At 72.1% G+C, this 25709-nt stretch carries 22 protein-coding genes; 16 read left to right on the top strand and 6 right to left on the bottom strand.

The window, feature by feature from the left end; genetic code table 11:
• The first annotated feature begins 176 nt into the window (after nt 1-176).
• Both AB0B50_RS06160 and AB0B50_RS06155 read left to right on the top strand, forming a co-directional pair.
• Entirely contained in the window at nt 177-2702 is a 2526-nt protein-coding gene (locus AB0B50_RS06160) for a ThuA domain-containing protein (RefSeq protein ID WP_362326340.1), read from the top strand.
• A 119-nt stretch (nt 2703-2821) separates the two neighbouring features.
• Entirely contained in the window at nt 2822-4969 is a 2148-nt protein-coding gene (locus tag AB0B50_RS06155) for a family 16 glycoside hydrolase (protein WP_362326862.1), read from the top strand.
• A gap of 64 nt (nt 4970-5033) precedes the next feature.
• On the opposite strand, the gene ligD is transcribed toward AB0B50_RS06155, so the two are convergent.
• Nucleotides 5034-6065 (bottom strand): non-homologous end-joining DNA ligase, encoded by a 1032-nt coding sequence (gene ligD, locus AB0B50_RS06150; RefSeq protein ID WP_362326337.1) that lies wholly within the window; start codon nt 6063-6065, stop codon nt 5034-5036.
• Nucleotides 6066-6139: 74 nt separating this feature from the next.
• On the opposite strand from ligD, the gene AB0B50_RS06145 reads away from it, so the two are divergent.
• From AB0B50_RS06145 to AB0B50_RS06135, 3 genes are all read left to right on the top strand, one after another.
• Nucleotides 6140-7213 (top strand): ATP-dependent DNA ligase, encoded by a 1074-nt coding sequence (locus tag AB0B50_RS06145; protein WP_362326334.1) that lies wholly within the window; start codon nt 6140-6142, stop codon nt 7211-7213.
• 165 nt (nt 7214-7378) lie between these two features.
• Nucleotides 7379-9172, top strand: a complete 1794-nt coding sequence (locus AB0B50_RS06140) for an FAD-dependent oxidoreductase (RefSeq protein ID WP_362326331.1) — start codon at nt 7379-7381, stop codon at nt 9170-9172.
• Between the two features lie 37 nt (nt 9173-9209).
• A complete protein-coding gene (locus AB0B50_RS06135) occupies nt 9210-10169 on the top strand; it encodes a DUF3048 domain-containing protein (protein WP_362326328.1) in 960 nt (319 codons plus the stop codon).
• 21 nt (nt 10170-10190) lie between these two features.
• On the opposite strand, the gene AB0B50_RS06130 is transcribed toward AB0B50_RS06135, so the two are convergent.
• Nucleotides 10191-10658: a MarR family transcriptional regulator gene (locus tag AB0B50_RS06130; protein ID WP_362326325.1), complete on the bottom strand. Its 468-nt coding sequence runs from the start codon at nt 10656-10658 to the stop codon at nt 10191-10193.
• A gap of 200 nt (nt 10659-10858) precedes the next feature.
• Between AB0B50_RS06130 and AB0B50_RS06125 the strand changes: the two genes are divergently transcribed.
• Genes AB0B50_RS06125 through pcaD form a run of 7 tightly spaced genes read left to right on the top strand, consistent with a single transcriptional unit; the run spans nt 10859 to nt 16418 of the window.
• A complete protein-coding gene (locus tag AB0B50_RS06125; RefSeq protein ID WP_362326323.1) occupies nt 10859-11713 on the top strand; it encodes a CoA transferase subunit A in 855 nt (284 codons plus the stop codon).
• Entirely contained in the window at nt 11713-12372 is a 660-nt protein-coding gene (locus tag AB0B50_RS06120; RefSeq protein WP_362326320.1) for a CoA transferase subunit B, read from the top strand. Before AB0B50_RS06125 ends, AB0B50_RS06120 begins: the two co-directional genes overlap by 1 nt.
• Nucleotides 12373-12408: 36 nt before the next feature.
• A complete protein-coding gene (pcaH, locus tag AB0B50_RS06115) occupies nt 12409-13179 on the top strand; it encodes a protocatechuate 3,4-dioxygenase subunit beta (RefSeq protein ID WP_362326317.1) in 771 nt (256 codons plus the stop codon).
• Complete coding sequence (pcaG, locus tag AB0B50_RS06110; protein WP_362326314.1) at nt 13179-13766, top strand: protocatechuate 3,4-dioxygenase subunit alpha; 588 nt, start codon at nt 13179-13181, stop codon at nt 13764-13766. Before pcaH ends, pcaG begins: the two co-directional genes overlap by 1 nt.
• Nucleotides 13763-15103, top strand: a complete 1341-nt coding sequence (gene pcaB, locus AB0B50_RS06105) for a 3-carboxy-cis,cis-muconate cycloisomerase (protein ID WP_362326311.1) — start codon at nt 13763-13765, stop codon at nt 15101-15103. The genes pcaG and pcaB overlap by 4 nt, the downstream gene beginning before the upstream one ends.
• Complete coding sequence (locus tag AB0B50_RS06100; RefSeq protein ID WP_362326309.1) at nt 15100-15282, top strand: hypothetical protein; 183 nt, start codon at nt 15100-15102, stop codon at nt 15280-15282. Before pcaB ends, AB0B50_RS06100 begins: the two co-directional genes overlap by 4 nt.
• Entirely contained in the window at nt 15279-16418 is a 1140-nt protein-coding gene (gene pcaD / locus AB0B50_RS06095) for a 3-oxoadipate enol-lactonase (RefSeq protein WP_362326306.1), read from the top strand. The genes AB0B50_RS06100 and pcaD overlap by 4 nt, the downstream gene beginning before the upstream one ends.
• On the opposite strand, the gene AB0B50_RS06090 is transcribed toward pcaD, so the two are convergent.
• The 3 genes from AB0B50_RS06090 to AB0B50_RS06080 all read right to left on the bottom strand — a co-directional run bounded on the left by AB0B50_RS06090 (nt 16415) and on the right by AB0B50_RS06080 (nt 19046).
• Nucleotides 16415-17185: a type 1 glutamine amidotransferase gene (locus tag AB0B50_RS06090; protein WP_362326303.1), complete on the bottom strand. Its 771-nt coding sequence runs from the start codon at nt 17183-17185 to the stop codon at nt 16415-16417. The two genes, pcaD and AB0B50_RS06090, sit on opposite strands and share 4 nt — an antisense overlap.
• Before the next feature lie 147 nt (nt 17186-17332).
• Nucleotides 17333-18259: an SDR family oxidoreductase gene (locus AB0B50_RS06085; RefSeq protein ID WP_362326300.1), complete on the bottom strand. Its 927-nt coding sequence runs from the start codon at nt 18257-18259 to the stop codon at nt 17333-17335.
• A gap of 22 nt (nt 18260-18281) precedes the next feature.
• Nucleotides 18282-19046 (bottom strand): SDR family oxidoreductase, encoded by a 765-nt coding sequence (locus tag AB0B50_RS06080; protein WP_362326297.1) that lies wholly within the window; start codon nt 19044-19046, stop codon nt 18282-18284.
• Between the two features lie 68 nt (nt 19047-19114).
• Between AB0B50_RS06080 and AB0B50_RS06075 the strand changes: the two genes are divergently transcribed.
• The 4 genes from AB0B50_RS06075 (at nt 19115) to AB0B50_RS06060 (ending at nt 22669) form a co-directional block, all read left to right on the top strand.
• Nucleotides 19115-19870 (top strand): enoyl-CoA hydratase family protein, encoded by a 756-nt coding sequence (locus AB0B50_RS06075; RefSeq protein WP_362326294.1) that lies wholly within the window; start codon nt 19115-19117, stop codon nt 19868-19870.
• A complete protein-coding gene (locus tag AB0B50_RS06070; protein ID WP_362326291.1) occupies nt 19867-20730 on the top strand; it encodes a CoA-transferase in 864 nt (287 codons plus the stop codon). Before AB0B50_RS06075 ends, AB0B50_RS06070 begins: the two co-directional genes overlap by 4 nt.
• Nucleotides 20727-21497, top strand: coding sequence for a CoA-transferase (locus tag AB0B50_RS06065; RefSeq protein WP_362326288.1), 771 nt, complete (start codon nt 20727-20729; stop codon nt 21495-21497). Before AB0B50_RS06070 ends, AB0B50_RS06065 begins: the two co-directional genes overlap by 4 nt.
• Nucleotides 21498-21604: 107 nt before the next feature.
• On the top strand, nt 21605-22669 hold the full coding sequence (locus AB0B50_RS06060; RefSeq protein WP_362326859.1) for a nitronate monooxygenase: 1065 nt from the start codon (nt 21605-21607) through the stop codon (nt 22667-22669).
• Nucleotides 22670-23007: 338 nt separating this feature from the next.
• On the opposite strand, the gene AB0B50_RS06055 is transcribed toward AB0B50_RS06060, so the two are convergent.
• Nucleotides 23008-25656, bottom strand: a complete 2649-nt coding sequence (locus AB0B50_RS06055) for an AAA family ATPase (RefSeq protein ID WP_362326285.1) — start codon at nt 25654-25656, stop codon at nt 23008-23010.
• Nucleotides 25657-25709 lie beyond the last annotated feature (53 nt).

Genomic DNA, 25709 nt, shown 5'->3' with positions numbered 1-25709 from the left:
GAGACTGACGGGGCACGAGAGGCCCCGGGGACGGCCACACGGTATCGACGGGATCTTCGTTTATCCACACGCAGGACAAAGTTTGCGCTATCGCGGTGATACCTATTGGCGAGTTGCGGAAAGAGGTCTAGCTTCGTCGGCGCTGTTGCTGTGACCGACGAGGGGTGGGTGTACTCATGCGGCTCACACCGCATCAAGAACCCTTGGGCGTACGAGGGTTGAGCAGAGCGCGACGCAGACCGAACCGCTCGCGCAGGACCTGGACGGCCGTCCTGGTGTCCGGCGCCCTGGTCACCGGGGCGCTGTCGGCCCAGGCCGCCTCGGCACGGCCCTACCCGGAACCGCCGTTGACAACGATGTCCCTGCCGTCGCCGCCCGGCGGCGCGAACGTGAAGGTGCTCGTCTTCCACGGCTCGGCGGCGGGCGGCGACGAGTCCCCCGTCGTCGACGCCGCCATCGAGGCGATCGAGAAGATCGGCCAGTCGGGCCCGGCCGCCCAGCGGTTCAGGATCGAGGCGACCGACGACCCGGCCGTCTTCACGAACGAGGCCAAGCTCGGCAAGTTCAACGCCGTGACCTTCGTGACCGGCGGCGGCGACGTCCTCGACGCCGAGCAGGAGGCGGGCCTGGAGGCCTACATGGAGGCCGGCGGCGGCTTCCTCGGCATCCACGACGCGGCCCGCGCCGAGCCGTACTCGAGCTGGTTCACCGGCCTGATCGGCGCCCGGCCCGCGGATGCCGGCCCGACGAACGTCCAGCGGGCCACCGTCGAGGTCGGCGACCGCGAGAACCCGGCGACCAAGGACCTGCCCCTCCAGTGGAAGCGCCCCGACCGGTGGCTGAACTGGACGAAGAACCCCTCCGGTGCAGTGCATACGGTCGCCCGTGTACGGGAGACGACATACCAGCCGGGCAACGGCAAGAACGGGTGGGACCACCCGGTTTCGTGGTGCCGCGACTACGACGGCGGACGCTCCTTCTACACCGGCATGGGCGGCACGGCGGCGTCGTACGACGAAGTGGACTTCCGCGGCCACCTGCGCGGCGCCCTGCTGTGGACCACCCGCATCGCGCGCGCCGACTGCAAGGCGACGATCGACGCCAACTACAAGGCGGAGCGCCTCACCCGGCCCAACCAGCCCGGCCAGAACGACCAGATCGGCGAGCCGCACGGCCTGGTCACCGCGCCCGACGGGCGGGTCCTCTACATCGGCCGCGGCGGCGCCGACTCCTCGCAGCCGGTGGTCACCGACTGGAACAACCCGGACATCGGCAAGGGCAGGGGCGAGATCCACGTCTACGACCCCAAGACCAAGAAGGTGACGCTCGCGGGCGCCCTGTCGGTCTTCGGCAACAAGGGCGGCGGCGATGAGCTGATCAAGGTCGAGGAGGGCCTGCTCGGCATCGAGCTCGACCCGAAGTTCACGCAGAACGGCTGGGTGTACCTGCACTACACGCCCCATTCGAAGATCAACCGCGAGACGCACATGGCCGAGCGGTACGTCTCCCGCTTCACCCTGGACCAGGCCACCAACAGGCTGGACATGGCCAGCGAGAAGGTGCTCCTCAAGTGGCCGGTGCAGATCCACAGTTGCTGCCACGCGGGCGGCGGAATGGCCTGGGACTCCAAGGACAACCTCTACATCGCGACCGGCGACAACAACTCCTCCGGGTTCACCGACGGTTACTCCGGCAACAACCCACAGCCCAACTTCAAGGGCGTCTCCTTCGCCGACGCCCGCCGCACCGCGGGCAACACCAACAACCTCAACGGCAAGATCCTGCGCATCCACCCGGAGCCCGACGGGACGTACACGCTCCCCGAAGGGAACCTCTTCACCGGCAAGGAGCAGGACGAGGGCGGCGGCAAGACGCGCGGCGAGATCTATGTGATGGGCGTCAGGAACCCCGCCCGCATCTCCGTCGACAAGAAGACCGACACGCTGTACGCCGGATGGGTCGGCCCCGACGCCCCCGCGCCGTCGACGACGTGGGGCCCCGCGAAGTACGACACGTTCGCCGCGATCACCCACGCCTCCAACCGCGGCTGGCCGTACTGCATGGGCAACAACCAGCCCTACCGCGACCGCAATCTGCCGGACCCGACGAAGCCGCTCGGCTGGTACGACTGCAAGAACCTCAAGAACGAGTCGCCCAACAACGACGGCCTGGTGAAGATCCCGCCTGCCGAGCCCAACACCATCTGGTACTCCCCGCAGGGCGGCGGCGTCGACTACCCCCGGGACGCGAACGGCGTGCCGAGCTACAGGACGGAGGAGCAGAAGCAGCTCCTGCCGTGGCTCAAGGGCGGTGGCCAGGCGACGATGAACGGCCCCGTCTACCGCTACGACGCGGCCGACGCAAGCGCCGACAAGTGGCCCTCCTACTGGGACGGCAAGTGGTTCGTCGGTGACTTCTACGACGGCGACCAGCCGCGGCACGCGGTGCTCACCGACCCGAAGACGGTGGGCAGCGGCGGGCTCCCGGTGCACGCCGAATCCCTGAAGAAGATCATTCCGATCGGCAACGACGGCATCAAGAACCTCATGGACTGGAAGTTCGCGCCGGACGGCTCGCTGTACGTCCTCGACTACGGCAGGGGCTTCTTCACCTCGGACGCCAAGTCGGCGCTGTGGCGCGTGACGTACAAGGGCGGCGCGGCGACCCCGGCCGCCGACGACCTGGCGAGGAAGGCGGGATGATGCCGGCGTCCTGGAATGCGATCGGCAGTGCATCGCGTACATCGCGTACTGCATCTCGAATATCGCGTACTGCATCCAGAAGGCGAAGACTGTATACAGCGTTGTTCGCCGCGCTCCTGATGGTGCTCGGTCTGACCTCCACCACCGCGACGGCACGCCCCGACAACACCGGGCTCGCCGCGGCGCAGACACTGACCTGGACCGCCGACAACGACATCACCAAGTACAAGTCGGCGCCCACCACGGCGGTGGCGGGACAGACGACGATCGTCTTCGAGAACAGCGAGGCGACCGGCAACACGACGGGCATGCCGCACACGCTGACGTTCGACGTCTCCGACCCGGAGTACAACAACGACGTCCCGCTGAACATCCTGGCCAACCCCAACGACGAGCAGGGCGGCAAGCACACCGCCGAGGTGACGCTCACCCCGGGACGCTACCGCTACCACTGCACCATCCCGGGCCACGGGTCGATGCAGGGCATTCTCGTCGTCACCGAGGGCGGCGGCGAGGACACCACGGCTCCGGAGGCCTCGGCCAAGGTCGAGGGGACGACCAACGCCGATGGCGCGTACGTCGGTTCGGCCTCGGTGGCGGTGACCGCGACGGACGAGGGTTCGGGCGTCGACAAGGTCGAGTACGCGGTCGGGGCGGACGGGGCGTGGCAGCCGTACACCGCGCCCGTGGTCGTCGACCAGGTCGGCACGCACAAGATCCGCTACCGCGCCACCGACAAGGCGGGCAACGTCGCGGCGGAGAAGGCCGTCGACTTCACGGTCGTTCCGCCGCCGACGGACGACAAGACGCCTCCGGAGACGTCGGCCACGGTGACCGGCGAGAAGAACGACCAGGGGCAGTACATCGCGATGGCCACGGTCACCGTCACGGCGTCCGACACCGGCTCCGGCGTCAACAAGATCGAGTACGCGATCGGGGACGGCGCCTGGACCACGTACTCCGCCCCTGTGATGGTCCACGAGGTGGGCACCCACAAGGTCCGCTACCGCGCCACCGACAAGGCCGGCAACCAAGCCGCGGAGAAGGCCGAGGAGTTCACGGTCGTCGCGCCGCCGGTCGAGGACAAGACGCCTCCGGAGACGTCGGCGAAGGTCGAGGGCGACAAGGACTCGGACGGCGCCTACCTCGGCAGGGCGAAGGTGACGGTCACCGCGACGGACGCCGGCTCGGGCGTCGCCAAGGTCGAGTACTCCCTGGACGGCGGCCCCTACCTCGCCTACGAGGCGCCGGTCGTCGTGGACCGCGTGGGACGCCACTCCGTGGCCTACCGGGCGAGCGACAAGGCCGGCAACACGGCCGAGGCGAAGAGCGTGTCGTTCACCGTCTCGGAGGGCGGCGGGGTCCCCGCCCCCAACTGCCCCGAGTTCGACGAGCGGTCGACGGTGATCGTGGGCACGGTCGACACGGGCATCCCGAACCGCGTCACGAACAACCGCTGCCGCATCAACGAACTGATCGAGGACGAGAAGGAGTGGACCTCGCACGCGCTCTTCCTGAAGCACGTCAAGGGAGTGACGGACAAGCTCCTGAGGGCGGGTGAGATCGACCAGCGCGAGTACAACAAGATCAACCGTGCCGCCAAGCAGTCCGGCATCGGCAAGCCCGGCCAGACCGAGGGCTACCGCAAGCTCTTCGACGGCACCAAGGAGACCTTCGAGAAGTGGGAGCAGGTGGGCGGCGGCAAGTTCGGTCTCAACGCCGACGGCACCCTCACCAGTTCCACCACGGTCCAGGGCATGGGCATGCTGTGGTTCCCGCAGCGCAAGTACAGCGACTTCTCTCTGAAGCTCCAGTGGCGGGACGACGCGCCGGGCAACGGCAACACCAACTCCGGTGTCTTCGTGCGCTTCCCTCAGGTCCACGACCACCCGGAGGAGTCACGTCCGGAGTGGGTCGCCATCAAGTACGGGCACGAGGTGCAGGTGCTCGACCGTCCTGACGGCGACATGTACAAGACGGGGTCGGTCTACGGCTTCGACCGGGTGGGCCTCGCCGGTGCCGGCGTCACCCCGAAGGGCACGTGGAACGACTACGAGATCCGCGTGGTGGACCAGCACTACTCGATCTACCGCAACGGCGTCCTGATCAACGAGTTCGACAACGTCGGCGGCCAGGAGTTCGTGCCGCCGCGCGGCGACGACCCGGGCACGGACGGCCGCCGGTACGCCTCCGGCTATCTCGGGCTCCAGGTCCACGGCGTGACGGACGTGGTGTCGTACCGGGACATCAGGATCAAGGAGTTGTAGCGGCGGCAGCATCGCGCCCGGTGCCCCCGTCCCCCCAGGGGCGGAGGCACCCTCGCGGCTCGGGCTACTCCTCGTGCTTAGCCCGGCTCGGCTGCACCCGCTTCGGTTCCCCCGGCATCTTCGGGTACTCCGGCGGGTAGGGCAGGTCGCCGAGCCCGCGGTCCCGCTCGTCGCGGTCGGCCAGTTCGAGCAGGGCGTCGAGCGAGTGCGCCTCGTCGTCCATGTCCGCGTGGACGTCGCCGAGGCGCGCGAAGCGGTCCGGCATCGTGGCGATGTCGAAGTCCTCGGGCACGGCGTCGTCGACCTCGTCCCAGCGCAGCGGTGCCGAGACCGGTGCGTGGGGGCGGGCCCGTACCGAGTAGGCGGAGGCGATGGTGCGGTCGCGGGCCGTCTGGTTGTAGTCCACGAAGATCCGTGCCCCGCGCTCCTCCTTCCACCACGCCGTCGTCACCGCGTCCGGCATCCGCCGCTCCAGCTCGCGCCCGCAGGCGATGGCGGCCCTGCGGACCTCGGTGAAGGTCCAGCGCGGCTCGATCGGCACGAAGACGTGCAGGCCACGGCCTCCGGAGGTCTTGGGCCGACCCTCCAGGCCGCCGAACTCCGCGAGGACCGCGCGGAGTTCGTGGGCGGCGCGCACGGCGTCGGCGTAGTCCGTGCCGGGCTGCGGGTCGAGGTCGATGCGGAGTTCGTCGGGGTGGTCGGTGTCGTCGCGCCGCACGGGCCAGGGGTGGAAGGTGAGGGTGCCGTACTGGGCGGCCCAGATGACGGCGGCCACCTCGGTGGGGCAGATCTCGTCGGCGGTGCGGCCGCTGGGGAAGGCGATGGTGCCCGTCGGGATCCAGTCGGGCAGGTTCTTCGGGGCGCGCTTCTGGTAGAAGGACTCGCCGGTCACGCCCTCCGGGTAGCGCTCCAGGGTCGTGGGCCGGTTCCTGAGCGCGCGCAGGATGCCGGGGCCGACGGCCACGAAGTACCGGGCGAGGTCCAGCTTGGTGAATCCTCGCTCGGGGAAGACCACCCGGTCGGGGCTGGACAGACGCACCGTCCGCTCCCCCGTCTCGATCTCCACGGCCGCGCTCTTGCCCTTCGCTGCACCCATGCGAGCCACGCTAAGCGTGCCGGACATACATCGCACACCGGGCGATACACGGCAAAGCACCGCAGAATCGAGGCATGGATCTGCCGGTGATGCCTCCCGTGAAGCCCATGCTCGCCAAGCCCGTGGCGAAGATCCCGCCGGGCATGCAGTACGAGGCCAAGTGGGACGGCTTCCGCGCGATCGTCTTCCGCGACGGCGACGAGATCGAGATCGGCAGCCGCACGGGAAAGCCCCTGACCCGCTACTTCCCCGAGCTGGTGGCGGCCCTGCGCGAGCGCCTTCCGGCACGCTGTGTGATGGACGGCGAGATCGTCATCGCCAGGGACGGGCGCCTCGACTTCGACGCGCTCACGGAACGCATCCATCCCGCGGCCTCGCGGGTCACGCTGCTCGCCGAGCGCACCCCCGCCTCGTTCGTGGCGTTCGACCTCCTCGCCCTCATGGACGAGTCGCTGCTCGACGTGCGGATGGCCGACCGGCGCGCCCTCCTGGCGAAGGCCCTGTCCGGCGTCACGGCCCCCGTCCACGTGGCACCGGCGACCACGGACCCCGGCGTGGCGCGTGAGTGGTTCGAGCAGTTCGAGGGCGCGGGCCTGGACGGCGTCATCGCCAAGCCGCCGGACCTGCTCTACCGCCAGAACGAACGCCTCATGTTCAAGATCAAGCACGAGCGCACGGCGGACTGCGTGGTCGCGGGCTACCGCTTCCACAAGAGCGGGCCCGTCGTCGGCTCGCTCCTTCTCGGCCTCTACGACGACGAGGGCGCCCTGCAGCACGTGGGGGTCGCCGCGGCCTTCTCCATGAAGCGCCGTGCCGAGCTCGTCGAGGAGCTGGAGTCGCTGCGGATGGAGTCCGCGGACGGGCACCCGTGGGCGGCGTGGACGGACGAGGCCGCGCACGAGACGGCCCGTATGCCCGGCGCACCGAGCCGCTGGTCCGGCAAGAAGGACCTCTCCTGGGTGCCGCTGCGCCCTGAGCGGGTCTGCGAGGTGGCGTACGACCACATGGAGGGCGGCCGCCGCTTCCGCCACACGGCCCGCTTCCGCACCTGGCGCCCCGACCGCGCCCCGGAGAGCTGCACTTACGCCCAGCTGGAGGAGCCAGTGAGCTACTCCCTGGCGGATGTCCTGGGCGACCCTCGGGCCTGAAGGGCCCACCGAGCACCCCGAGTACCCCGAGTACCCCGAGCCCCTCCCGAGCACCACATTCACGCCAATGTGCGATGCGGCTCCCCCGCACCTTCCACCCCAGTGATCGCAACCGTATGCTCCTGCGCCTGACACGTCAGTTACCGACGGTAAGGGGGACGGGGCATGGGGCACAGTCGTGCCGAGGGAAGCACGCGGCGGGGGTTCGTCGCGGGAGCCGCGGCGGTCGGCGGTGCGGCCGCGCTCGGCGTGGGCGCGGGGGCGCTGCCCGCGGCGGCAGCCACGCCAAACGCCCCGCGCGCGAAGCAGACCGTGGCCGTGCTCGGCGGCGGTGTCGCCGGACTCACGGCCGCCCATGAGCTGGCGGAGCGCGGCTTCGCCGTCACGGTCTACGAGCGCAGGGAGCTCGGCGGCAAGGCCCGCAGCATGGACGTACCGAACAGCGCGAAGGGCAACCGCAAGCCGCTGCCCGGCGAGCACGGCTTCCGCTTCATCCCGGGGATCTACCACAACCTCCCGGACACGATGCGCCGCATCCCCTTCGCGGGGAACGCGAACGGCGTGTGGGACAACCTCGTCGCACCCCACGAGATGTCGTTCGCGCGCACCGGCCGCGAGGACATCCGCATGCCGATCCCCTGGCCGGGCAGCGAGCCGGAGAAGCTCACACTCGACGACATCCGGCGGGCCCTGACGGCGCTGCTCGACACCGCGTTCAACCTGCCGGCCCACGAGGTCGCGTACTTCGTGAACCGCGCCCTGGTCTTCCTCACCAGCTGCGACGAACGCCGCGACGACGACTGGGAGTCGACGCCCTGGTGGGAGTTCGTGCGCGCCGAGCGGATGTCGAAGGACTACCAGCGCATCCTCGCGATCGGCGTCACCCGCAACATCGTCGCGACGAAGGCCGAGGAGGCGAGCACCCGCACCGTCGGCACGCTCGGCGAGGCCTTCGTCTTCAACGCGCTCGGCCAGGGCGCCGACGGCCCGCCGGACCGGATCCTGAACGCGCCGACCAACGAGGCGTGGATCGACCCGTGGGTGACCCATCTGAAGTCGCTCGGCGTGGAGTTCAAGATCGGCTGGACCGTGCGCGAGCTGGCGTTCGGCGACGGCCGCATCACCAAGACCGTGATCGAGGACCCGGACGGCGCGCGGCGCGACATCACCGCCGACCACTATGTCCAGGCGATGCCGGTGGAGCACGCGCGCAGGACGTGGAGCGCAGAACTCAAGGCGGCCGACCCCCAGTTGGCACGCTGCGACAAGCTGGAGACGGACTGGATGACGGGCATCCAGTTCTATCTGACCGAGCGTCCCGCCACCGTGAAGGGGCACTTCAACCTCATCGACTCCCCCTGGTCACTGACCGGCATCGCCCAGGCGGCCCACTGGCCCGAGCGCGACTTCCCCGCCGACTACGGCGACGGCGCGGCGGTCGACTGCCTGTCGGTGGACATCTCCGAGTGGGACAAGCCGGGGATCCTGTACGGCAAGACGGCCAAGCAGTGCACCCGCGAGGAGGTCGCCAAGGAGGTGTGGGCGCAGCTCAAGGCCGCCCTGAACGACACCGGCAAGACGGTCCTCAGCGACAGCAAGCTGCACTCGTGGTTCCTCGACCCGGGCGTCGACGGCCTCGGCACGCCGAACCCCACCAACGAGGACCAACTCCTGATCCACCCCGTGGGCACGCTGCACAACCGCCCGTCGGCCGCCACGAAGATCCCGAACCTGTTCTTGTCGGGTGACTATGTCGCCGTGGACATCGACCTGGCGACGATGGAAGGCGCCAACGCCTCGGCGCGTCAGGCCGTCAACGCCCTGCTCGAACAGGTGGGTTCGGACCAGAAGCCGTGCATGGTGACGCCGATGCACCGGGTCCCCGCGATCGAACTCCTCAAGCGACACGACCGCACCCGCCACCGGCTCGGCCTGCCCAACGCCCTCGATCTGGGCTGAGGGCTGCGAGAAGGCGCGTACGGGGTAGGACCTCCCCATGAGACGGCTCTCCGCGAGACGGCGGACACGCACGCGCGTACGGACAGGGGCGGCGGTGGCGATCGCACTCGCCGCCCTGGCGTCCGGCTGCACGATCGACCCCTCGGGGGCGGACGGCAAGCCTCCGTCGGGGGCGGGCGGGGGCGGCACCGTCCTCGCCGTGAAGATCGACAACGTACGTCCGGCGCGTCCGCACACCGGTCTGGACGCCGCGGACCTCGTGTACGTCGAGCAGGTGGAGGCGGGGCTCAGCCGGCTGATGGCGGTGTACGCGTCCCGGCTGCCGCCCGCCATCGGCCCCGTACGCAGCGCGCGTGAGACGGACATCGAACTGCTGCGACAGTTCGACCGCCCCGTACTCGCCTTCTCCGGAGCACAGTCCAAGCTGCTGCCGCTGATCGACGACGCTCCCGTGCGGGCCGTGCCGCCGGGGAAGGCACCCCGTGACGCCTACTACCGGGGCGGCGGAAAGCCCGCGCCGCACAACCTCTTCCTGCGTCCGGACGCCTTGAAGGTCTCCCCGCGCGCGGGTGCCCTCGAAAGCGCGGGGATCCGGTTCGGGCCGAAGCCCGCGGGCGGTACGCCCGAGACACGGCGGACGGTGCGCTTCCCGGCGGCACGCTTCACCTTCGACTGGGTGGAGTACGAGGGCCGTTGGCGCATCACGATGGACGGCGAGCGGGCGCGCACGTCCGGCGGCAAGGAACTGAGCGCGTCCACGGTCGTCGTGCAGTACGCAAAGGTGCGGCCCTCCCGCTTCCACGACCGCTCCGGCAATGTCTCGCCGTTCACCGAGACGGTGGGCGAGGGAAAGGCGCGCGTCCTGCGCGAGGGCCGTGCCTACGACGCGCGCTGGAAGCGCACCACGGCCGAGGACGGGACGGAGTTCACGACCGCCGACGGCAAGCCCCTGCCGTTCGCGAAGGGGCAGGTGTGGGTGGTGTACGCGAAGGCGTGAGCGCGATCGGGCCCGGCGCGGTCAGGCTCTGGGGGCCGCGAGCGGCTCCGCGGGGTTGCGCAGCCCTTCGGCGGCGTCCGCCACGCGCTGGAGCAGATCGAAGAAGACGGCCTGCTCGTCCCCGGAGAGCGGGGCGAGGAAGACCTGGTTCATCCGGGCCGTCCGCACCGTCAGCTTCCGGTGCGTGCGCCTGCCCTCGTCGGTCAGGCGCAGCAGACAGCGGCGCCCGTCCTGCGGATCGCGCACCTTGTCGAGCAGTTCGCGGCGGATCAGCCGGCTGATGACCTCGGCGATGGTGGACCGGTCGAGCCCGACCCGCTCGCCCACCGTGCGCTGATCGAGGCCGGGCTCGGCGACGAGGGCGTTGAGGACCGCGAACTGCGGCGAGGTGATCTCCTCGGACACCATCGTGTTCCACAGGAGGTAGTGCGCCTGCTGGAGCCGCCGGGCCAGGTGCCCGGGGTGGGTGGCAAGGTCCACCGCGGCCATGAGGTCCTCCGGTTCGTCGGCGTCTTTCGTCGGTGCACTGAACAATACCCGCTTGCCTCTCGGCGTACTTCCCACTCTTGTCAGGCGGTTCCGCTCCTCCTACCCTCGCCGAAATAGTCAGTGCCCTGAGTAATTGGCCCGAGCAGTTGGGCCCCGAGCAGTTGGGCCGACGAAGAGACGAGGGAGAGGGGACCGCACGCATGGACAAGGTGGTGGCCACGGCCGCCGACGCGGTGGCCGACGTCCGGGACGGGGCGTCGCTCGCGGTCGGCGGCTTCGGCCTGAGCGGCGTGCCGAACGAGCTGATACGGGCGCTGCACGAGTCCGGGGTCTCGGGCCTGCGGGTGGTGTCCAACAACTGCGGAGCGCTGGACTCGGGCCTCGCGGTACTCCTCGCGGCGGGCCGCATCGCCCGCGTGACCGGCTCCTACATCGGCGCCAACAAGGAGTTCGCCCGGCAGTACCTGGGTGGCGAGCTGGAGGTCGAGATGATCCCGCAGGGCACGCTCGCCGAGCGGCTGCGCGCGGGCGGCGCGGGCATCCCCGCGTTCTACACCCCGGCCGGGGTGGGCACACAGGTCGCCGACGGCGGGCTGCCGTGGCGGTACGACGGTCAGGGCGGGGTCGCGCTCGCCTCGCCGCCCAAGGAGGTGCGGGAGTTCGACGGCACGCCCTACGTCCTGGAGCGCGGGATCCGCACGGATGTCGCGCTGGTGCGGGCGGCGAAGGGCGACCGGCACGGGAACCTCGTCTTCAGCAGGTCGTCGCGGAACTTCAACCCCCTTGCCGCGATGGCGGGTCGCGTCACCGTCGCCGAGGTGGAGGAGCTGGTGGAGCCGGGCGCGATCGATCCCGATGAGGTGCATCTGCCGGGGATCTTCGTCCAGCGCGTGCTCGCCCTCACGCCGGAGCAGGCGGCGGACAAGCGGATCGAACGGCGCACGCTGTCCGCCCCTTCGGCAGAGTCCGTCCCTTCAACACAGTCCGACCCTGCGGCACAGGCCGCCCCTGCGGCACAGTCCGCCCCTGCGGCACACGGCACGGTGAACAGCTGATGGCCTGGACCCGCGAAGAGATGGCCGCCCGCGCCGCACACGAGCTCCAGGACGGCCAGTACGTGAACCTGGGCATCGGACTGCCCACGCTGATCCCCAACCACCTGCCGCCGGGCGTGGAGGTGGTCCTGGAGTCCGAGAACGGCATCCTCGGAGTGGGCCCCTACCCCACCGAGGCCGAGGTCGACCCGGATCTCATCAACGCGGGCAAGGAGACCGTGACGGTCCTGCCCGGCGCCTCCTTCTTCGACTCGGCGCTCTCCTTCGGGATGATCCGCGGCGGCCACATCGACGTCGCCGTGCTTGGGGCGATGCAGGTCTCCGCGCGCGGGGACCTCGCCAACTGGGCGATCCCCGGCAAGATGATCACCGGGATCGGCGGCGCCATGGACCTCGTGCACGGCGCCCGCGCCGTCATCGTCGTCATGACCCACACCGCCAAGGACGGCTCACCGAAGATCCTCCAGGAGTGCGCGCTGCCGCTGACGGGGCGGGCCTGCGTCGACCGGATCATCACCGACCTCGGCGTCCTCGAAGTGACCCGACGCGGCCTGGAGTTGGCCGAGCTCGCGCCCTCCGTGACCGTCGAGGAGATCGCCTCGAAGACCGCAGCCGAGATCCATGTCCCCGCTGCCCCACCCCCGTCACGCCCCCGCTGACCCGAACGCCGTCACACCACCACGGAGACGCACCGGATGACCACCACCGCACCCCTGCCCGACGGCCTGAGCCAGGACGCGATCGACACCGAGGTCGCCGAGGCACAGGCCACGTCGGCCGCCGAGCACCACCCGCCGCGCGACTACCCGCCCTACCGCAGCAGCCACTTCCGCCACCCCAAGCAGCCGCTGATCCCGCTGCACGACCCCGAGGCGGTGGAGCTGAGCGGCCCCGCGTTCGGCGTCACCGACGTCACCGCCCTGGACCGCGATCTGACACGGCAGCACGCGGGCGAGCCGCTGGGCGAGCGGATCACCGTGAGCGGGCGGGTCCTGGACCGCCGAGGGCGGCCCGTGCGCGGCCAGTTGGTGGAGCTGTGGCAGGCCAACGCCTCCGGCAGGTACGCGCACCAGCTGGACCAGCACCCGGCGCCCCTCGACCCCAACTTCACGGGGTTCGGCCGCTGTCTGACCGACGACGACGGCACGTACTCCTTCACGACGATCAAGCCGGGCGCCTACCCGTGGCGCAACCACGTCAACGCCTGGCGCCCGGCGCACATCCACTTCTCCCTGTTCGGCACGGCGTTCACCCAACGCCTGGTCACGCAGATGTACTTCCCCGGGGACCCGCTCTTCCCGTACGACCCGGTACTGCGCTCGGTGACCGACGAGGCCGCGCGCCAGCGCCTCGTGTGCGCCTACGACCACTCCCTGTCCGTGCCCGAGTGGTCACTCGGCCACCGCTGGGACATCGTCCTGGACGGCCCGTCCGCGACCCTCTTCGAGGAAGGCGAGCAGCACTGATGGCCACGCACCCTCCCACTCCTTCCCAGACCGTCGGGCCCTTCTACGGCTACGCGCTGCCCTTCCCGCGCGGCGGCGAGGTGGCGCCCTGCGGGCACCCGGACACGATCACGCTCCACGGGTACGTGTACGACGGCGCCGGACAGCCCGTCCCCGACGCCCTGATAGAGACCTGGCAGCCCGCCCCCGACGGCTCGCGCGCGGGTGCGGCCGGGTCACTGCGGCGCGACCCCGTCACAGGACAGGTGGTGGGGCGCGACGGCGTCGCGTTCACCGGGTTCGGCCGGGTGCCGACCGACACGGACGGCCACTGGGCGGTACGGACCCTGCCTCCCGGCGGTGTCTCGTACATCTCGCTCGCCGTCTTCGCGCGCGGGCTGCTGCACCACCTCTACACGCGCGCGTACGTGGTGGACGAACCCGGCGACGCGCTGCTCGCCTCTTTGGACCCGGAGCGGCGCGGCACGCTCATCGCGCGGAGCGAGTCGCCTCGTACGTACCGATTCGACATCCGTCTCCAGGGGGCGGGCGAGACGGTGTTCCTGGACTTCGCGGGCTGCGCGGACTCCGCGCCGGAGCCCTCGTGAGCGGCCTGTTCTCGCCCGGCTCGGCCGGCTCCCCCGCCGAGGAGACGACCGGTGACCGCGCCTTCCTCCAGGCCCTGCTGGACGCAGAGGCAGCGCTGTGCCGCGCGCAGGCGGGGGTGGGCACGGTCCCGCGGGAGGCGGCCGCGGTGATCGGCGAAGCGGCCGCCGACGCGAGCCGCTTCGACGTGCGCGACCTCGCCCTCCGCGCGCGGGAGGGCGGAAATCCGGTGATCCCGCTGGTGGCGGCGCTGACGGCGGCGGTGCCCGACGAGGCGGCGCCGTATGTCCACCGGGGCGCGACGAGCCAGGATGTCCTGGACACGGCGCTGATGCTCCTTGCCGCGCGCACGCTGGACCTGGTCCTCCACGATCTGGCGCGCACGGAGCGGGCGTTGGCGCGGCTCGCCCGCGCGCACCGGGACACGGTGATGCCGGGCCGCACGCTCACGCAGCACGCGGTGCCGACGACGTTCGGCCTGAAGGCGGCGGGCTGGCGGTCGCTGGTCCTCGACGCGCGGGACCGGATCACGGGGGTACGGGAGAGCCTGCCGGTGCAACTGGGCGGCGCCGCGGGCACCTTGGCGGCCTTCCAGGCGTACGGGGGCGGGCGCGGCGCCGCGGAGGAGCTCCTGTCCGCCTTCGCCCGTGAACTCTCGCTGGGCGTGCCGGTGCTGCCCTGGCACACCCTGCGCACGCCCGTCGCCGACCTCGCCTCCGCGCTCGCCTTCACCGCGGGCGCCCTCGGCAAGGCGGCGGTCGACGTGCTCACGCTCTCGCGCACCGAGATCGCCGAGCTCTCCGAAGGCGCCGGCGGCGGCTCGTCCGCGATGCCGCACAAGGCGAACCCCGTCCGCGCCACGCTCATCGCCGCCGCCGCGCGCCGGGCGCCCGCCCTCGCCGCCGTCCTGTACGGCTCGCTGGCCGCCGAGGACGAGCGGCCCGCGGGCGCCTGGCACGCCGAGTGGGAGCCGCTGCGCGACCTGCTGCGCCTTGCGGGCGGCGCGGCCCGTGACGCGGCGGAGCTCGCCGAGGGCCTGCGCGTGCACCCCGCGGCGATGCGTGAACACCTGGACCTCACCGGCGGGTTGATCGTCTCGGAGCGCCTTGCCGCCGAGCTCGCGCCACTCGTCGGGCGGGCCCGCGCGAAGGAGCTGCTGACCGACGCGGCACGGCGCACCCGTGCCGAGGGGCGTGCGCTCGCGGAGGTCCTCGCGGAGGCCCTTGTCGACGAACCCGCCCTGAAGGACGTCGACGTCGACCTGGCCGAACTCACCGACCCCGCCCGCTACACCGGCTCCGCCGGCCCCCTCACCGACCGCGCGCTGGAGCGACGTTGACCGACGAACCGAGGGGTGGCCTGCCGCACCCCACCACCGAGGGGCACGCACTCACAAAAGCCCTCGCCGACGCACCCACCCTCAAGGACCTCCACATCGACCCGACCGAACTCACCACCCCCACCCACCACACCGACGCCAGCGTCACCCCCACCGACCACGCACCGGAGCGACGATGACCAACGGAACGAGCGGTGGCCTGCCGCACCACACCGTCGAGGGAGCACGCACCGCTCCCCCGCTTCTCCTCGGCCCCTCCCTGGGCACCTCCACGGCCCTGTGGGACGCCGTCGCGCCCGAACTCTCCACCACCCACCGGGTCGTGCGCTGGGACCTGCCGGGGCACGGCGGCTCCCCCGCCGAGCTCATCGGGCCCGGCGCGACGGTCGCCGAACTCGCCGCCCTCGTCCTCGCGCTCGCCGATTCCCTGGACATCGACCGCTTCGCGTACGCGGGGGTGTCGATCGGCGGCGCGGTCGGACTGCATCTCGCGGCCCACCACCCCGCGCGCGTGACGAGCCTCGCCGTGATCTGTTCGTCGGCGCACTTCGGCGGCGCCGAACCGTGGCGGGAGCGGGCCGAGCTGGTACGCCGCGAAGGCCTGGCCGGGCTCTCGGAAACGGCGCCGCGGCGCTGGTTCACGCCCGGGTTCACGGTACCCGCCCTGGTCGCGGACCACCGGGCGGCCGACCCCGACGCGTACGCCGCGTGCTGCGACGCGCTGGCTTCGTACGACCTGCGGGAGGCGCTGCCGACGATCTCCGCGCCCACGCTGGTCCTTGCCGGGCGCGAGGACCCGGCGACACCGCCCGCCCACGCCCGGGAGATCGCCGACGCGGTGCCCGGCGCCGGTCTCGTGGAACTCGCGGGCGCCTCGCACCTGGCGCCCGTGGAGCGCCCCGACGCGGTGGTGGCCGCGCTGCGCGCCCACTTCACGGGGGTGCCGGGCGGCGGCGTCGCCGAGCGGCGCGCGGTGCTCGGCGACGCGCACGTGGACCGGGCACAGGCGAACACCACGGCCCTCACCGAGCGCTTCCAGGACTTCACCTCCCGCTACGCCTGGGGCGAGATCTGGACCGACCCCACGCTGACGCGCCGCGAGCGCAGCATGATCACCCTGACCGCGCTGGTCGCCCACGGCCACCTCAACGAACTGGCCCTGCACGTGCGCGCGGCCCGCGGGAACGGCCTCACGTCCGAGGAGATCGGCGCGGTCCTGTTGCAGACGGCGGTCTACTGCGGGGTGCCCGCAGCCAACGCGGCGTTCGCGGTGGCGCGGCGGGTCCTTGCGGAGGAGGACGCGGAGAAGGCCTAGAGCCCGGCGCGCGCCACGAACAGGGAGCGCAGGTGGGCAAGGCTCCGCTCGGCCAGGGGACGCAGGGTCGGGGCGACGGCGCGGGCGTCGGCGCGCAGCCGGTCCGTGGCGTCGGGGCCGAGCGCCTCGGTGGCCTCGGTGGCGAAGGACGGCTCGGCCAGCCAGTCGTCCTGGAGGCCGGGCGTGACCTCCAGGTGGAACTGGAGCCCCCAGGCCACGGGTCCCGCACGGAAGGCCTGGCACTCGGTGGTGACGGTGCGGGCGAGGACGCGGGTGCCTGCGTCGGGCACGATGCGGTCGCCGTGCCAGTGGAGCACGGCGGGGGCGTCGGCCAGCGGGCCCACCACCGGGTCGTCGTGGTCCACGTCGTGCAGCGGAGCCCAGCCGATCTCGCTGTCACGGCCGAGCTCGGCGCCCGTGCGGACGGCCAGGCCCTGGGCGCGGGCGAGCAGTTGGGCCCCCAGGCACACGCCGAGCGTCGGAACACCGGCCCGCAGCGCGTCCGCCAGGAGGTCCCGCTCCAGCTTCAGCGCGGGGTGACCCGCCAGGTCGTCGGCGTTCATGGGCCCGCCCATCACGACGAGCCCGGCGAGCTCGGACACCGGCGGGAGGTCGCTCGCCGAGGCGTCGGTGGCCTCGGGGTTGTCGGTGGCGTCGAGCAGATTGCGGACGTCGACGTCGAGTCCACTCCCGTCCAGCGCGTCCAGGATCAGGCCGGGCCTCTCGACCTCGACGTGCTGGAGGATCAGGACGGTGCGCGGGGGCATGGGGCGAGCTCCAAAGGCATGCGGGGCAGGGGGTACTCACCCTAACGTGGCAGGTCAGGAGGGGGTCCGGAGCCCCGGCCCCGCCCTCTCCCCTCAACCTCCGGACCCGCCGCACGCCCACCCACCCCACCCGCACACACGCGTGCGTCACCGCGCCCCGTACACCGCCTGCGGCACCTCCGCGGCGGCCAGCAGCTTCAGTGCCGTCTCGCCCGCTTCCGCCGGGGCCCAGCGCGCGCCCTTGTCCGCGGTCGGGCCCGGGCGCCAGCCCTCCATGACCGTGATGCGGCCCCCCTCGGCCTCGAAGACGCGGCCGGTGACACCGGCGGAGGCCGTGGAGCCGAGCCAGACGACGAGCGGCGACACGTTCTCCGGGGCCATCGCGTCGAAGCCGCCGTCCTCGGGGGCGGCCATGGTCTCGGCGAAGGTCCGCTCGGTCATGCGCGTGCGGGCGGCGGGTGCGATGGCGTTCACCCGTACTCCGTAGGAGGCCAGTTCGGCGGAGGCGACCATGGTGAGGCCCAGGATCCCGGCCTTGGCCGCGCTGTAGTTGCCCTGGCCGACGCTGCCCAACAGCCCCGCCCCCGAGCTGGTGTTGACCACGCACGCGTGCGGCGCGCGACCGGCCTTCGCCTCGGCCCGCCAGTACGCGCCCGCGTGCTTCAGGGGAAGGAAGTGCCCCTTGAGGTGGACCCGCATCACGGCGTCCCAGTCGTCCTCGTCGAGGTTGACCAGCATCCGGTCGCGCAGGAACCCCGCGTTGTTGACGAGGGTGTCGAGACGGCCGTACGTGTCCAGGGCAGCGGCCACCAGGGAGGCCGAGCCCTCGGACGTCGCGATGTCACCGCCGTGCGCCACGGCGTCGCCGCCCGCGGCGCGGATCTCCGCCACGACGTCGTGCGCGGGCCCGCCCGACTCCCCCGATCCGTCGGGGCCCACGCCGAGGTCGTTGACGACGACCTTGGCGCCTTCGGCGGCGTACGCGCGCGCGTGCGCACGGCCGAGGCCACGGCCCGCGCCCGTGACGATCACGACGCGGCCCGCGCAGATTCCGGACGTGGCGGCTGAAGACATGCGGCAACTCCCTCGGCGAGGATCAGTGGTTGACGGACGCGGCGTCCAGGAACGCGGGGCGTTCGCCGCCGCCGTGCAGTTGGAGCGCCGCGCCGCTGATGTACCGGGCGCGGTCGGAGGCGAGGAACACGCAGGCGTCGCCGACGTCGGACGGGTCGGCGAGGCGGCCGAGCGGGACGGTGCGGGCGACCTGGGCGATGCCCTCCTCGTCGCCGTAGTGGAGGTGGGCGCTCTCGGTGCGGGCGAGGCCGAGGACGACCGTGTTGACGCGCACGGCAGGGGCCCACTCGACGGCCATGGTGCGGGCGAGGTTCTCCAGGCCGGCCTTCGCCGCGCCGTAGGCCCCGCTGCCGGGCGAGGGCCTGGCGCCGCTGACGCTGCCGATCATCGTGATGCTGCCGCCCGCCTCCTGACCGCGCATCACCTCGTACGCGGCGAGCGAGGCGTAGAGCGGGGCGAGCAGGTTCAGTTCGACGATCTTGGCCTGGCGGGCCGGGGCGGAGTCGGCGAGCAGGCCGAAGGGGGTGCCGCCCGCGTTGTTCACGAGGACGTCCACCGTGCCGTGGTCCGCGGCCACTTGGCGGAAGAAGTCCTGGGCCGCCTCCGCGTCGCGCAGGTCGAGCGGGCGGAACTCGGCGGTGGCGCCCGCCGCTTCGACCGGTTTCTCGGGCGGCCTGCGGGCGCAGACCACGACGGACGCCCCGGCGGCGAGGAAGCTGCGGGCGATTCCGGCGCCGACGCCGCGGGTGCCGCCGGTGACGACGACCACCTGTCGCGTGTCAGTCATCGCTGCTACCTTTCCAACTAACAAATGTTTGGTTGAAGGCGTGTGATTGAAAGGTAGCGGATCCTCTGATGCCTGTCTCCACCTCCGTCCCGGACAAGGGCGTGGCCGTCGTCACCGTCGACCACCCACCCGTCAACGCCCTTCCTGTACAGGGTTGGCACGACCTGGCGGACGCCGTGCGCGCCGCCGGGTGCGACCCCGAGACGCGCTGCGTCGTCCTGGCAGCCGAGGGGCGTGGGTTCAACGCGGGCGTGGACATCAAGGAGATGCAGCGCGACAGCGGCCACACCGCCCTGATCGGCGCCAACCACGGCTGCGCCGCCGCATTCACCGCGGTCTACGAGTGCGAGGTCCCGGTGGTCGCCGCCGTGCACGGCTTCTGCCTGGGCGGCGGAATAGGCCTCGTGGGGAACGCGGACGCGATCGTGGCGAGCGAGGACGCCACGTTCGGCCTGCCCGAGCTGGACCGCGGCGCGCTCGGCGCCGCCACGCATCTGGCCCGCCTCGTCCCCCAGCACCTGATGCGCACCCTGTACTACACCTCGCGGACGGCGACGGCCGCCGAGCTGCACGCGCACGGCTCCGTGTGGCGGGTCGTCCCGCGTGCGGAACTGCACGAGGCAGCCCTGGAGTTGGCGCGCGAGATCGCCCGCAAGGACGGCACCCTGCTGCGCCTCGCCAAGTCCGCGATCAACGGCATCGACCCGGTCGACGTGCGCCGCAGCTACCGCTTCGAGCAGGGCTTCACCTTCGAGGCGAACCTCAGCGGCCTGGCCGACCGCATCCGCGGGGACTTCGGAACGCAAGGGGAGGGCAGGGCATGACCGACAAGAGGATGACACCCGACGAGATCGTGGGGCGGCTGGCGAGCGGGATGACGCTCGGCATCGGCGGCTGGGGCTCGCGCCGCAAGCCGATGGCCCTGGTGCGCGCCCTGCTGCGGTCCGACATCACGGACCTGACCGTCGTCTCGTACGGCGGCCCGGACATCGGCCTGCTCGCCGCGGCGGGCCGGATCCGCAAGCTGATCACGGCCTTCACGACCCTCGACTCCATCCCCCTGGAGCCGCACTTCCGGGCGGCACGCGAGCGTGGCGCCCTCGAACTCGTCGAGCTGGACGAGGCGATGTTCATGCAGGGCCTCACCGCGGGCGCCCAGCGGCTGCCGTTCCTGCCGATCCGCGCGGGCCTCGGCTCCGACGTCCTGCGGGTCAACCCCCGGCTGCGTACGGTCACTTCGCCGTACGAGGACGAGGAGGAGCTCGTGGCCGTGCCCGCCCTGCGGATGGACGCCGCCCTGGTGCACATGAACCGCGCCGACCGCTTCGGCAACGGCCAGTATCTGGGCCCCGACCCCTACTTCGACGACCTGTTCTGCGAGGCCGCCGACACCGCGTACGTCTCCTGCGAGCGCGTCGTGGAGCCCGCCGCGCTCACGGAGCACGCGGCGCCGCAGACCATGCTGATCTCCCGGCACTCCGTGACGGGCGTGGCCGAGACCCCCAAGGGCGCCCACTTCACGTCCTGCGCGCCCGACTACGGCCGCGACGAACCCTTCCAGAAGGCATACGTCGCCGCGGCGGCGGACCCGGAGGCCTGGGACGCCTTCCGCGCCCGCTTCCTCGCCGGTACGGAGCGGGACTATCAACTGGCCGTCCAGACCTGGCACAAGGAGCAGCGATGACGTCGACCACCGAGCGGACGGTCACCCGCGCCGAGTACTGCGTCATCGCCTGCGCCGAGGCCTGGCGGGACAACGGCGAGATCCTCGCCTCGCCCATGGGCACCGTCCCGTCGATCGCGGCCCGCCTCGCGAAGCTGACCTTCTCCCCCGACCTGCTGCTCACGGACGGCGAGGCCCTGCTCATCGGCGACGTCCCTGCTGTGGGGGCCGCGTCCTCGGTGACGGAGGGCTGGCTGCCGTACCGCAGGCATCTGACGATGGTGATGGGCGGCAGGCGGCACGTGATGATGGGCGCCAGCCAGATAGACCGGTTCGGCAACCAGAACATCTCGTGCATCGGCGACTGGGCGCGCCCCCAGCGGCAGTTGCTCGGGGTGCGCGGGGCCCCGGTCAACACGCTCAACAACCCGGTGAGTTACTGGATCCCCCGGCATTCGACGCGGGTCTTCGTCCAGAAGGTCGACATGATCAGCGGCGTCGGGTACGACAGCGCGGCCGCCGCGGGGCCCTCCGCGACCCGCTTCCACGACCTGCGCCGCGTCGTCTCCGACCTCGGCGTCCTCGACTTCGCGACGCCCGATCACGCGATGCGCCTGGTCTCCCTGCACCCCGGCGTCACGCTCGACCAGGTGCGCGAAGCCACCGGGTTCGCGCTGTCCGTGCCGGACGACGTCCCGTACACCCGGGAGCCGACCGACGAGGAACTGCGGCTGATACGGGACGTGGTGGACCCGCGGGGGCTGCGGGAGCGCGAGGTGCGCTCATGACGCACGAGCCGCCGAAGCCGGTGGTCCCGGAGCTGGCGGTCCCGGAGCCCGCGGCCTCGGAGCATGCGGCCTCGGAGCCCGCGGTCCCGCGGTGCGGGGTGCCCTCCATGGAGACCCCGCTGACCAAGCTCGTCGGGGTCCGGCACCCGATCGTGCAGACGGGCATGGGATGGGTGGCGGGGCCGCGCCTCGTCTCCGCGACCGCCGAGGCCGGGGCGCTCGGCATCCTGGCCTCCGCGACCATGACGGTGGAGCAGCTGCGTTCGGCCGTGCGCGAGGTCAAGTCCCGTACGGAAGCGCCCTTCGGGGTCAATCTGCGAGCCGACGCGACAGACGCGCGCGACCGCGTCCGGATCATCGTCGACGAGGGGGTGCGGGTCGCGTCCTTCGCGCTCGCGCCGTCCAAGGAGCTGATCGCCGAGCTCAAGGACGCGGGCGTGGTGGTCATCCCGTCGATCGGCGCGCGCCGGCACGCCGAGAAGGTCGCCGCGTGGGGCGCGGACGCGGTGGTCGTGCAGGGCGGCGAGGGCGGCGGCCACACCGGCGAGGTCGCCACGACCGTCCTGCTTCCCCAGGTCGTCGACGCGGTGGACATCCCGGTGATCGCCGCCGGTGGTTTCCGGGACGGCCGCGGTCTGGTCGCCGCGCTCGCCTTCGGCGCCGCGGGCGTGGCCATGGGCACCCGCTTCCTGCTCACCTCGGACTCGACGGTGCCGGACACGGTCAAGGCCCGCTATCTGGCCGCCACCGTCAAGGACGTCACGGTCACCACGCGCGTGGACGGCCTGCCCCACCGGATGCTGCGCACGGACCTCGTGGCGGCCCTGGAGAAGTCGGGCCGCATCACCTCCCTGGCGCGGGCGGTGCGGCACGCGGCGGCGTTCCGGAAGGTATCCGGCATGGGGTGGGGCCGGATGGCCCGCGACGGACTCGCGATGAAGCACGGCAAGGACCTCACCTGGAGCCAGGTCCTGCTCGCGGCGAACACCCCGATGATGCTCAAGTCGGCGATGGTGGACGGGCGTCCGGACGCGGGGGTGATGGCCTCGGGCCAGGTAGCGGGCCTGATCGAGGACCTGCCGTCGTGCGCGGAGCTGGTGGAGCGGGTGATGGTGGAGGCGGCGGAGGTCACGGGACGGCTGGGAGCGGCGGTGCCCGTCGGGCAAGGCTGACGAGCGGTGAGGCCGCCGACCGCCCGGCATACGGCACGCGGCACTCGGCACTCGGCACTCGGCACTGAGAGCATCCGGCGCGTTGTCCGGTGTCCGAGGCCGGAATACGGGGCGGAGTTCGGGGCCGAGCCCCTGCCGTACGTCGCCGACCTCCGGCGGCCCGGCCGCGCCAGGCGGTGTCCTGCCCCTCGGGCACGACCGACGAACGCCGAGCCCGCCGGACGGCACAGGGCTGAGCCCCGAACCCCGGGGCTCAGCCCTGCGCCGTCACGAGACCCACGGACCACGCTGAAGCACCTCGCCCCCGCCCCGACCCGCAAGGCCCAAGGCGGCCCCGCTCAGCGCCTGACCAGTGTCAAGTGGTCCAGAGCCTGGTCCACCAGGCCGTCCGCGCCGCAGGTTCGGGCCAGGGCCAAGCCCCGTTCCAGTTCCGGCACCGAGTCCGCCGCGATGCCGTACTCGACGCGGGCGACCGCGTGTTCGTACGCGCACGGCGACGCCTCCAGATACGTGGCGGCGCGGCGGTACAGCTCGACCGAGCGCTGCCCGGTCTCCAGGGCCGCCGCGCACCGCAGGGCCTCGCCGATCGCCGTGTCCGTGCCGAACCGCTCGGCCTGCATCCGGGCGTCCGAGACGAGGTGCGCCGCCCGCTTGGGGTCCTCGTGGACCAGGGCACGGGCGAGGTCGTACGCCCATGGGGCGAGGACGGTGTTGTACTGCCCGCGCGCGGTCAACGCCTTTGCGGTGGCCTCCAGTTCGTTGAGTCCTTCCTCCGTGCGCCCGAGCGCGAGCAGGAGCCGGCCGCGGACGGACGGCGCGTCGGGTACGTAGATCGTGGAGGTGGAGGGCGGCGCGAAGCCGTACTGGTCGGCGACGGCGCCCGCCTCGTCGACGTGTCCGCGTGCCAGGAGCGTGTCGATGAGCATGCTGGCCGCCTCCCAGTGCATGGGCAGGCCCTCGCCGACGCGGTCGGCGAGCCGCAGGCTCTCGCGCAGCGAGCGCTCGGCGTCGATGAGGCGTCCGCGCCTGCGGTACACATAGCCGAGGAAGGCGTGCGAGAGCGAGAGGTGCCCGCCGCTCCAGCCCGCGGTCTCATAGGCGCGGACGGCCTCGGTGAACAGGCTCTCCGCGCGGTCGAGCCGGTCCGAGAAGGCGTACGACCCGCCGAGCATCAGCCGGAGTTCGAAGCTCCACTCCGGGTCGGTCCAGCCGAGTCCGGGCGCGAGGCGACCGTTGACGAGCGCGCGGTCGCAGAGCTCGACGACCAGTTCCGCGCTCTCGCCGCGGGTCATGGCGTCGAAGGCGCGCAGGATCAGCAGGGCGCGCTCGGAGTTGTCCCGGCCGGAGAGCGGTCCCGCGAGCGCGGCGAGCCGCCGCGACCGTCCCGGCGAGTCCTCCTCGCCCGCGTGGATGCCCTCCCACATGTAGTGCACGGCCTGCAGGCGCAGCCGCGCGGGCCCCTGTGCGAGCCGTCCCGCTTCCTCAGCGATGGCCCGCAGGCCTTCCTCCAGTTGGTCGTTGTGGACGAGGGCCTGCGAGAGGCGGCAGACGGCGTCGACGCGCAGGTCCTGGTCGAGGCCGCGCATGGAGAGCGCGTCGCGCAGGTGCCCGATGGTGGTGACGGGTGAGGTGAGCAGGGTGGCGCAGCCCAGTTCGTAGAGCACGCGCGCGTGGATGTCGGGCAGGGGCGGCTCGCGCAGGGCCCGCTCCAGACAGCGGCGGGAGGCGTCGGGCGCCCCGACCGCGAGATGTTCGGCGGCGGCCTGGCGCAGCTGCTCGACGAGTTCGGGGTCGTCGTCCGGGTGGACTTCCAGGAGGTGGCGGGAGGCGGCCGCGGCGCCACGCCCCGATTCGGTGACGACGGAGGCGGCCTGACCGTGCATCGCGGTGCGGGTGGCCGAGGGGATGGAGTGGTAGACCGTGGTGGCGATCAGGGGGTGGACGAACTCCAGGCCCTCGTCGCCGTCGGCCAGGATGCGCGCGGCGCAGAGCTTCTCCGCGCACCGCTCGGCGTTGTCGTGCGGCATGCCGGCGAGCTTGGCGGCCAGGTCGAGGTCGATGGCGCTGCCGAGGATGGCGGCGGCCCAGGCGAAGCGGGTGGCGTCGGTGCCGAGCCCTTCGAGGCGGGCGACCAGGCCGCGGCCGCGCGCCGTGCGGTTGAGGGCGCGCAGTTCGTCGGCGGAGCTCTCCACCGGTTCGAGCTCGCTGTCCTGCACCTTGGCGAGGAGTTCGACGGACTCGTACGGATTGCCGCCGGTGACCGCCCACACCTCGCGGCAGAACGGGGCGTCGGCGTGCTCGCCGAGCGTGGCACGGGTCAGGCCCGCCGCGGCGTCCGGGGTGAGGGCGCGCAGCGTGGTGAACGAGCGTGCCGTGGCGGCGACCGACGCGAGGTGCCGCGCGCTCTCGCCGTTCGCCTCGCCGGGCCGGTGGGCGACCACGACGAGCACGGGGAGTTCGTCCAGGCGCTGGGCGAACGCGGCCAGCCAGTGGAGGGTCTCCTGGTCGGCCCAGTACGCGTCGTCGATGACGAGGACGAGCGGCCAGTTCAGGCGCGCGAGACGGGAGACGGCCTCGACGAGACCGTCGCACACGCCTTGCGGATCGGCCTGGCGCCCGCCGGGCTCGGCTATGCCGAGGGCGGGGCCCGCGATATCGTACCAGTCGCCGAGGTACTCGCGGGCCTCTTCGGGGGTCAGCTGGACGAGTGCCGGTTGCAGCAACTGGCGTACGACATTGAAGGGGACGGAAGTGACCGTCTCTCCGCCGCGCGCGGTCCAGACCGTGGCACGGCCCTCCGCGATGCGGCGCACCTCGGTGAGGAGCGCCGTCTTGCCGATGCCGGCCTCGCCGCTGAAGGCGAGCAGGCCGCCCGTGGTCGTCGAGTCCGCGCAGAGCTCCTCGACGGCCCGGGCCGCCGCGGCGAGTTCGACGTCGCGCTCCCACAGCGGGGCCCAGGCGACCCCTCCGGGCCGTCCCTGCGTCATCGCGCTACCTCCCGGGGTCGCTCAATCGACGTACAGAAGTCGAGACTAGCCGG

The sequence above is a fragment of the Streptomyces sp. NPDC041068 genome, from assembly GCF_040647455.1.
Taxonomy (GTDB): Bacteria; Actinomycetota; Actinomycetes; order Streptomycetales; family Streptomycetaceae; genus Streptomyces.
This window is presented reverse-complemented; position numbering and strand designations above follow the sequence as displayed.

Bases quoted from the DNA above. Each gene is read 5' to 3' on its own strand.
- AB0B50_RS06160 (WP_362326340.1), top strand. From the start codon at position 177: ATGCGGCTCACACCGCATCAAGAACCCTTGGGCGTACGAGGGTTGAGC.
- AB0B50_RS06155 (WP_362326862.1), top strand. From the start codon at position 2,822: ATGGTGCTCGGTCTGACCTCCACCACCGCGACGGCACGCCCCGACAAC.
- ligD (WP_362326337.1), bottom strand. From the start codon at position 6,065: ATGGGTGCAGCGAAGGGCAAGAGCGCGGCCGTGGAGATCGAGACGGGG.
- AB0B50_RS06145 (WP_362326334.1), top strand. From the start codon at position 6,140: ATGGATCTGCCGGTGATGCCTCCCGTGAAGCCCATGCTCGCCAAGCCC.
- AB0B50_RS06140 (WP_362326331.1), top strand. From the start codon at position 7,379: ATGGGGCACAGTCGTGCCGAGGGAAGCACGCGGCGGGGGTTCGTCGCG.
- AB0B50_RS06135 (WP_362326328.1), top strand. From the start codon at position 9,210: ATGAGACGGCTCTCCGCGAGACGGCGGACACGCACGCGCGTACGGACA.
- AB0B50_RS06130 (WP_362326325.1), bottom strand. From the start codon at position 10,658: ATGGCCGCGGTGGACCTTGCCACCCACCCCGGGCACCTGGCCCGGCGG.
- AB0B50_RS06125 (WP_362326323.1), top strand. From the start codon at position 10,859: ATGGACAAGGTGGTGGCCACGGCCGCCGACGCGGTGGCCGACGTCCGG.
- AB0B50_RS06120 (WP_362326320.1), top strand. From the start codon at position 11,713: ATGGCCTGGACCCGCGAAGAGATGGCCGCCCGCGCCGCACACGAGCTC.
- pcaH (WP_362326317.1), top strand. From the start codon at position 12,409: ATGACCACCACCGCACCCCTGCCCGACGGCCTGAGCCAGGACGCGATC.
- pcaG (WP_362326314.1), top strand. From the start codon at position 13,179: ATGGCCACGCACCCTCCCACTCCTTCCCAGACCGTCGGGCCCTTCTAC.
- pcaD (WP_362326306.1), top strand. From the start codon at position 15,279: ATGACCAACGGAACGAGCGGTGGCCTGCCGCACCACACCGTCGAGGGA.
- AB0B50_RS06090 (WP_362326303.1), bottom strand. From the start codon at position 17,185: ATGCCCCCGCGCACCGTCCTGATCCTCCAGCACGTCGAGGTCGAGAGG.
- AB0B50_RS06085 (WP_362326300.1), bottom strand. From the start codon at position 18,259: ATGTCTTCAGCCGCCACGTCCGGAATCTGCGCGGGCCGCGTCGTGATC.
- AB0B50_RS06080 (WP_362326297.1), bottom strand. From the start codon at position 19,046: ATGACTGACACGCGACAGGTGGTCGTCGTCACCGGCGGCACCCGCGGC.
- AB0B50_RS06075 (WP_362326294.1), top strand. From the start codon at position 19,115: ATGCCTGTCTCCACCTCCGTCCCGGACAAGGGCGTGGCCGTCGTCACC.
- AB0B50_RS06070 (WP_362326291.1), top strand. From the start codon at position 19,867: ATGACCGACAAGAGGATGACACCCGACGAGATCGTGGGGCGGCTGGCG.
- AB0B50_RS06065 (WP_362326288.1), top strand. From the start codon at position 20,727: ATGACGTCGACCACCGAGCGGACGGTCACCCGCGCCGAGTACTGCGTC.
- AB0B50_RS06060 (WP_362326859.1), top strand. From the start codon at position 21,605: ATGGAGACCCCGCTGACCAAGCTCGTCGGGGTCCGGCACCCGATCGTG.
- AB0B50_RS06055 (WP_362326285.1), bottom strand. From the start codon at position 25,656: ATGACGCAGGGACGGCCCGGAGGGGTCGCCTGGGCCCCGCTGTGGGAG.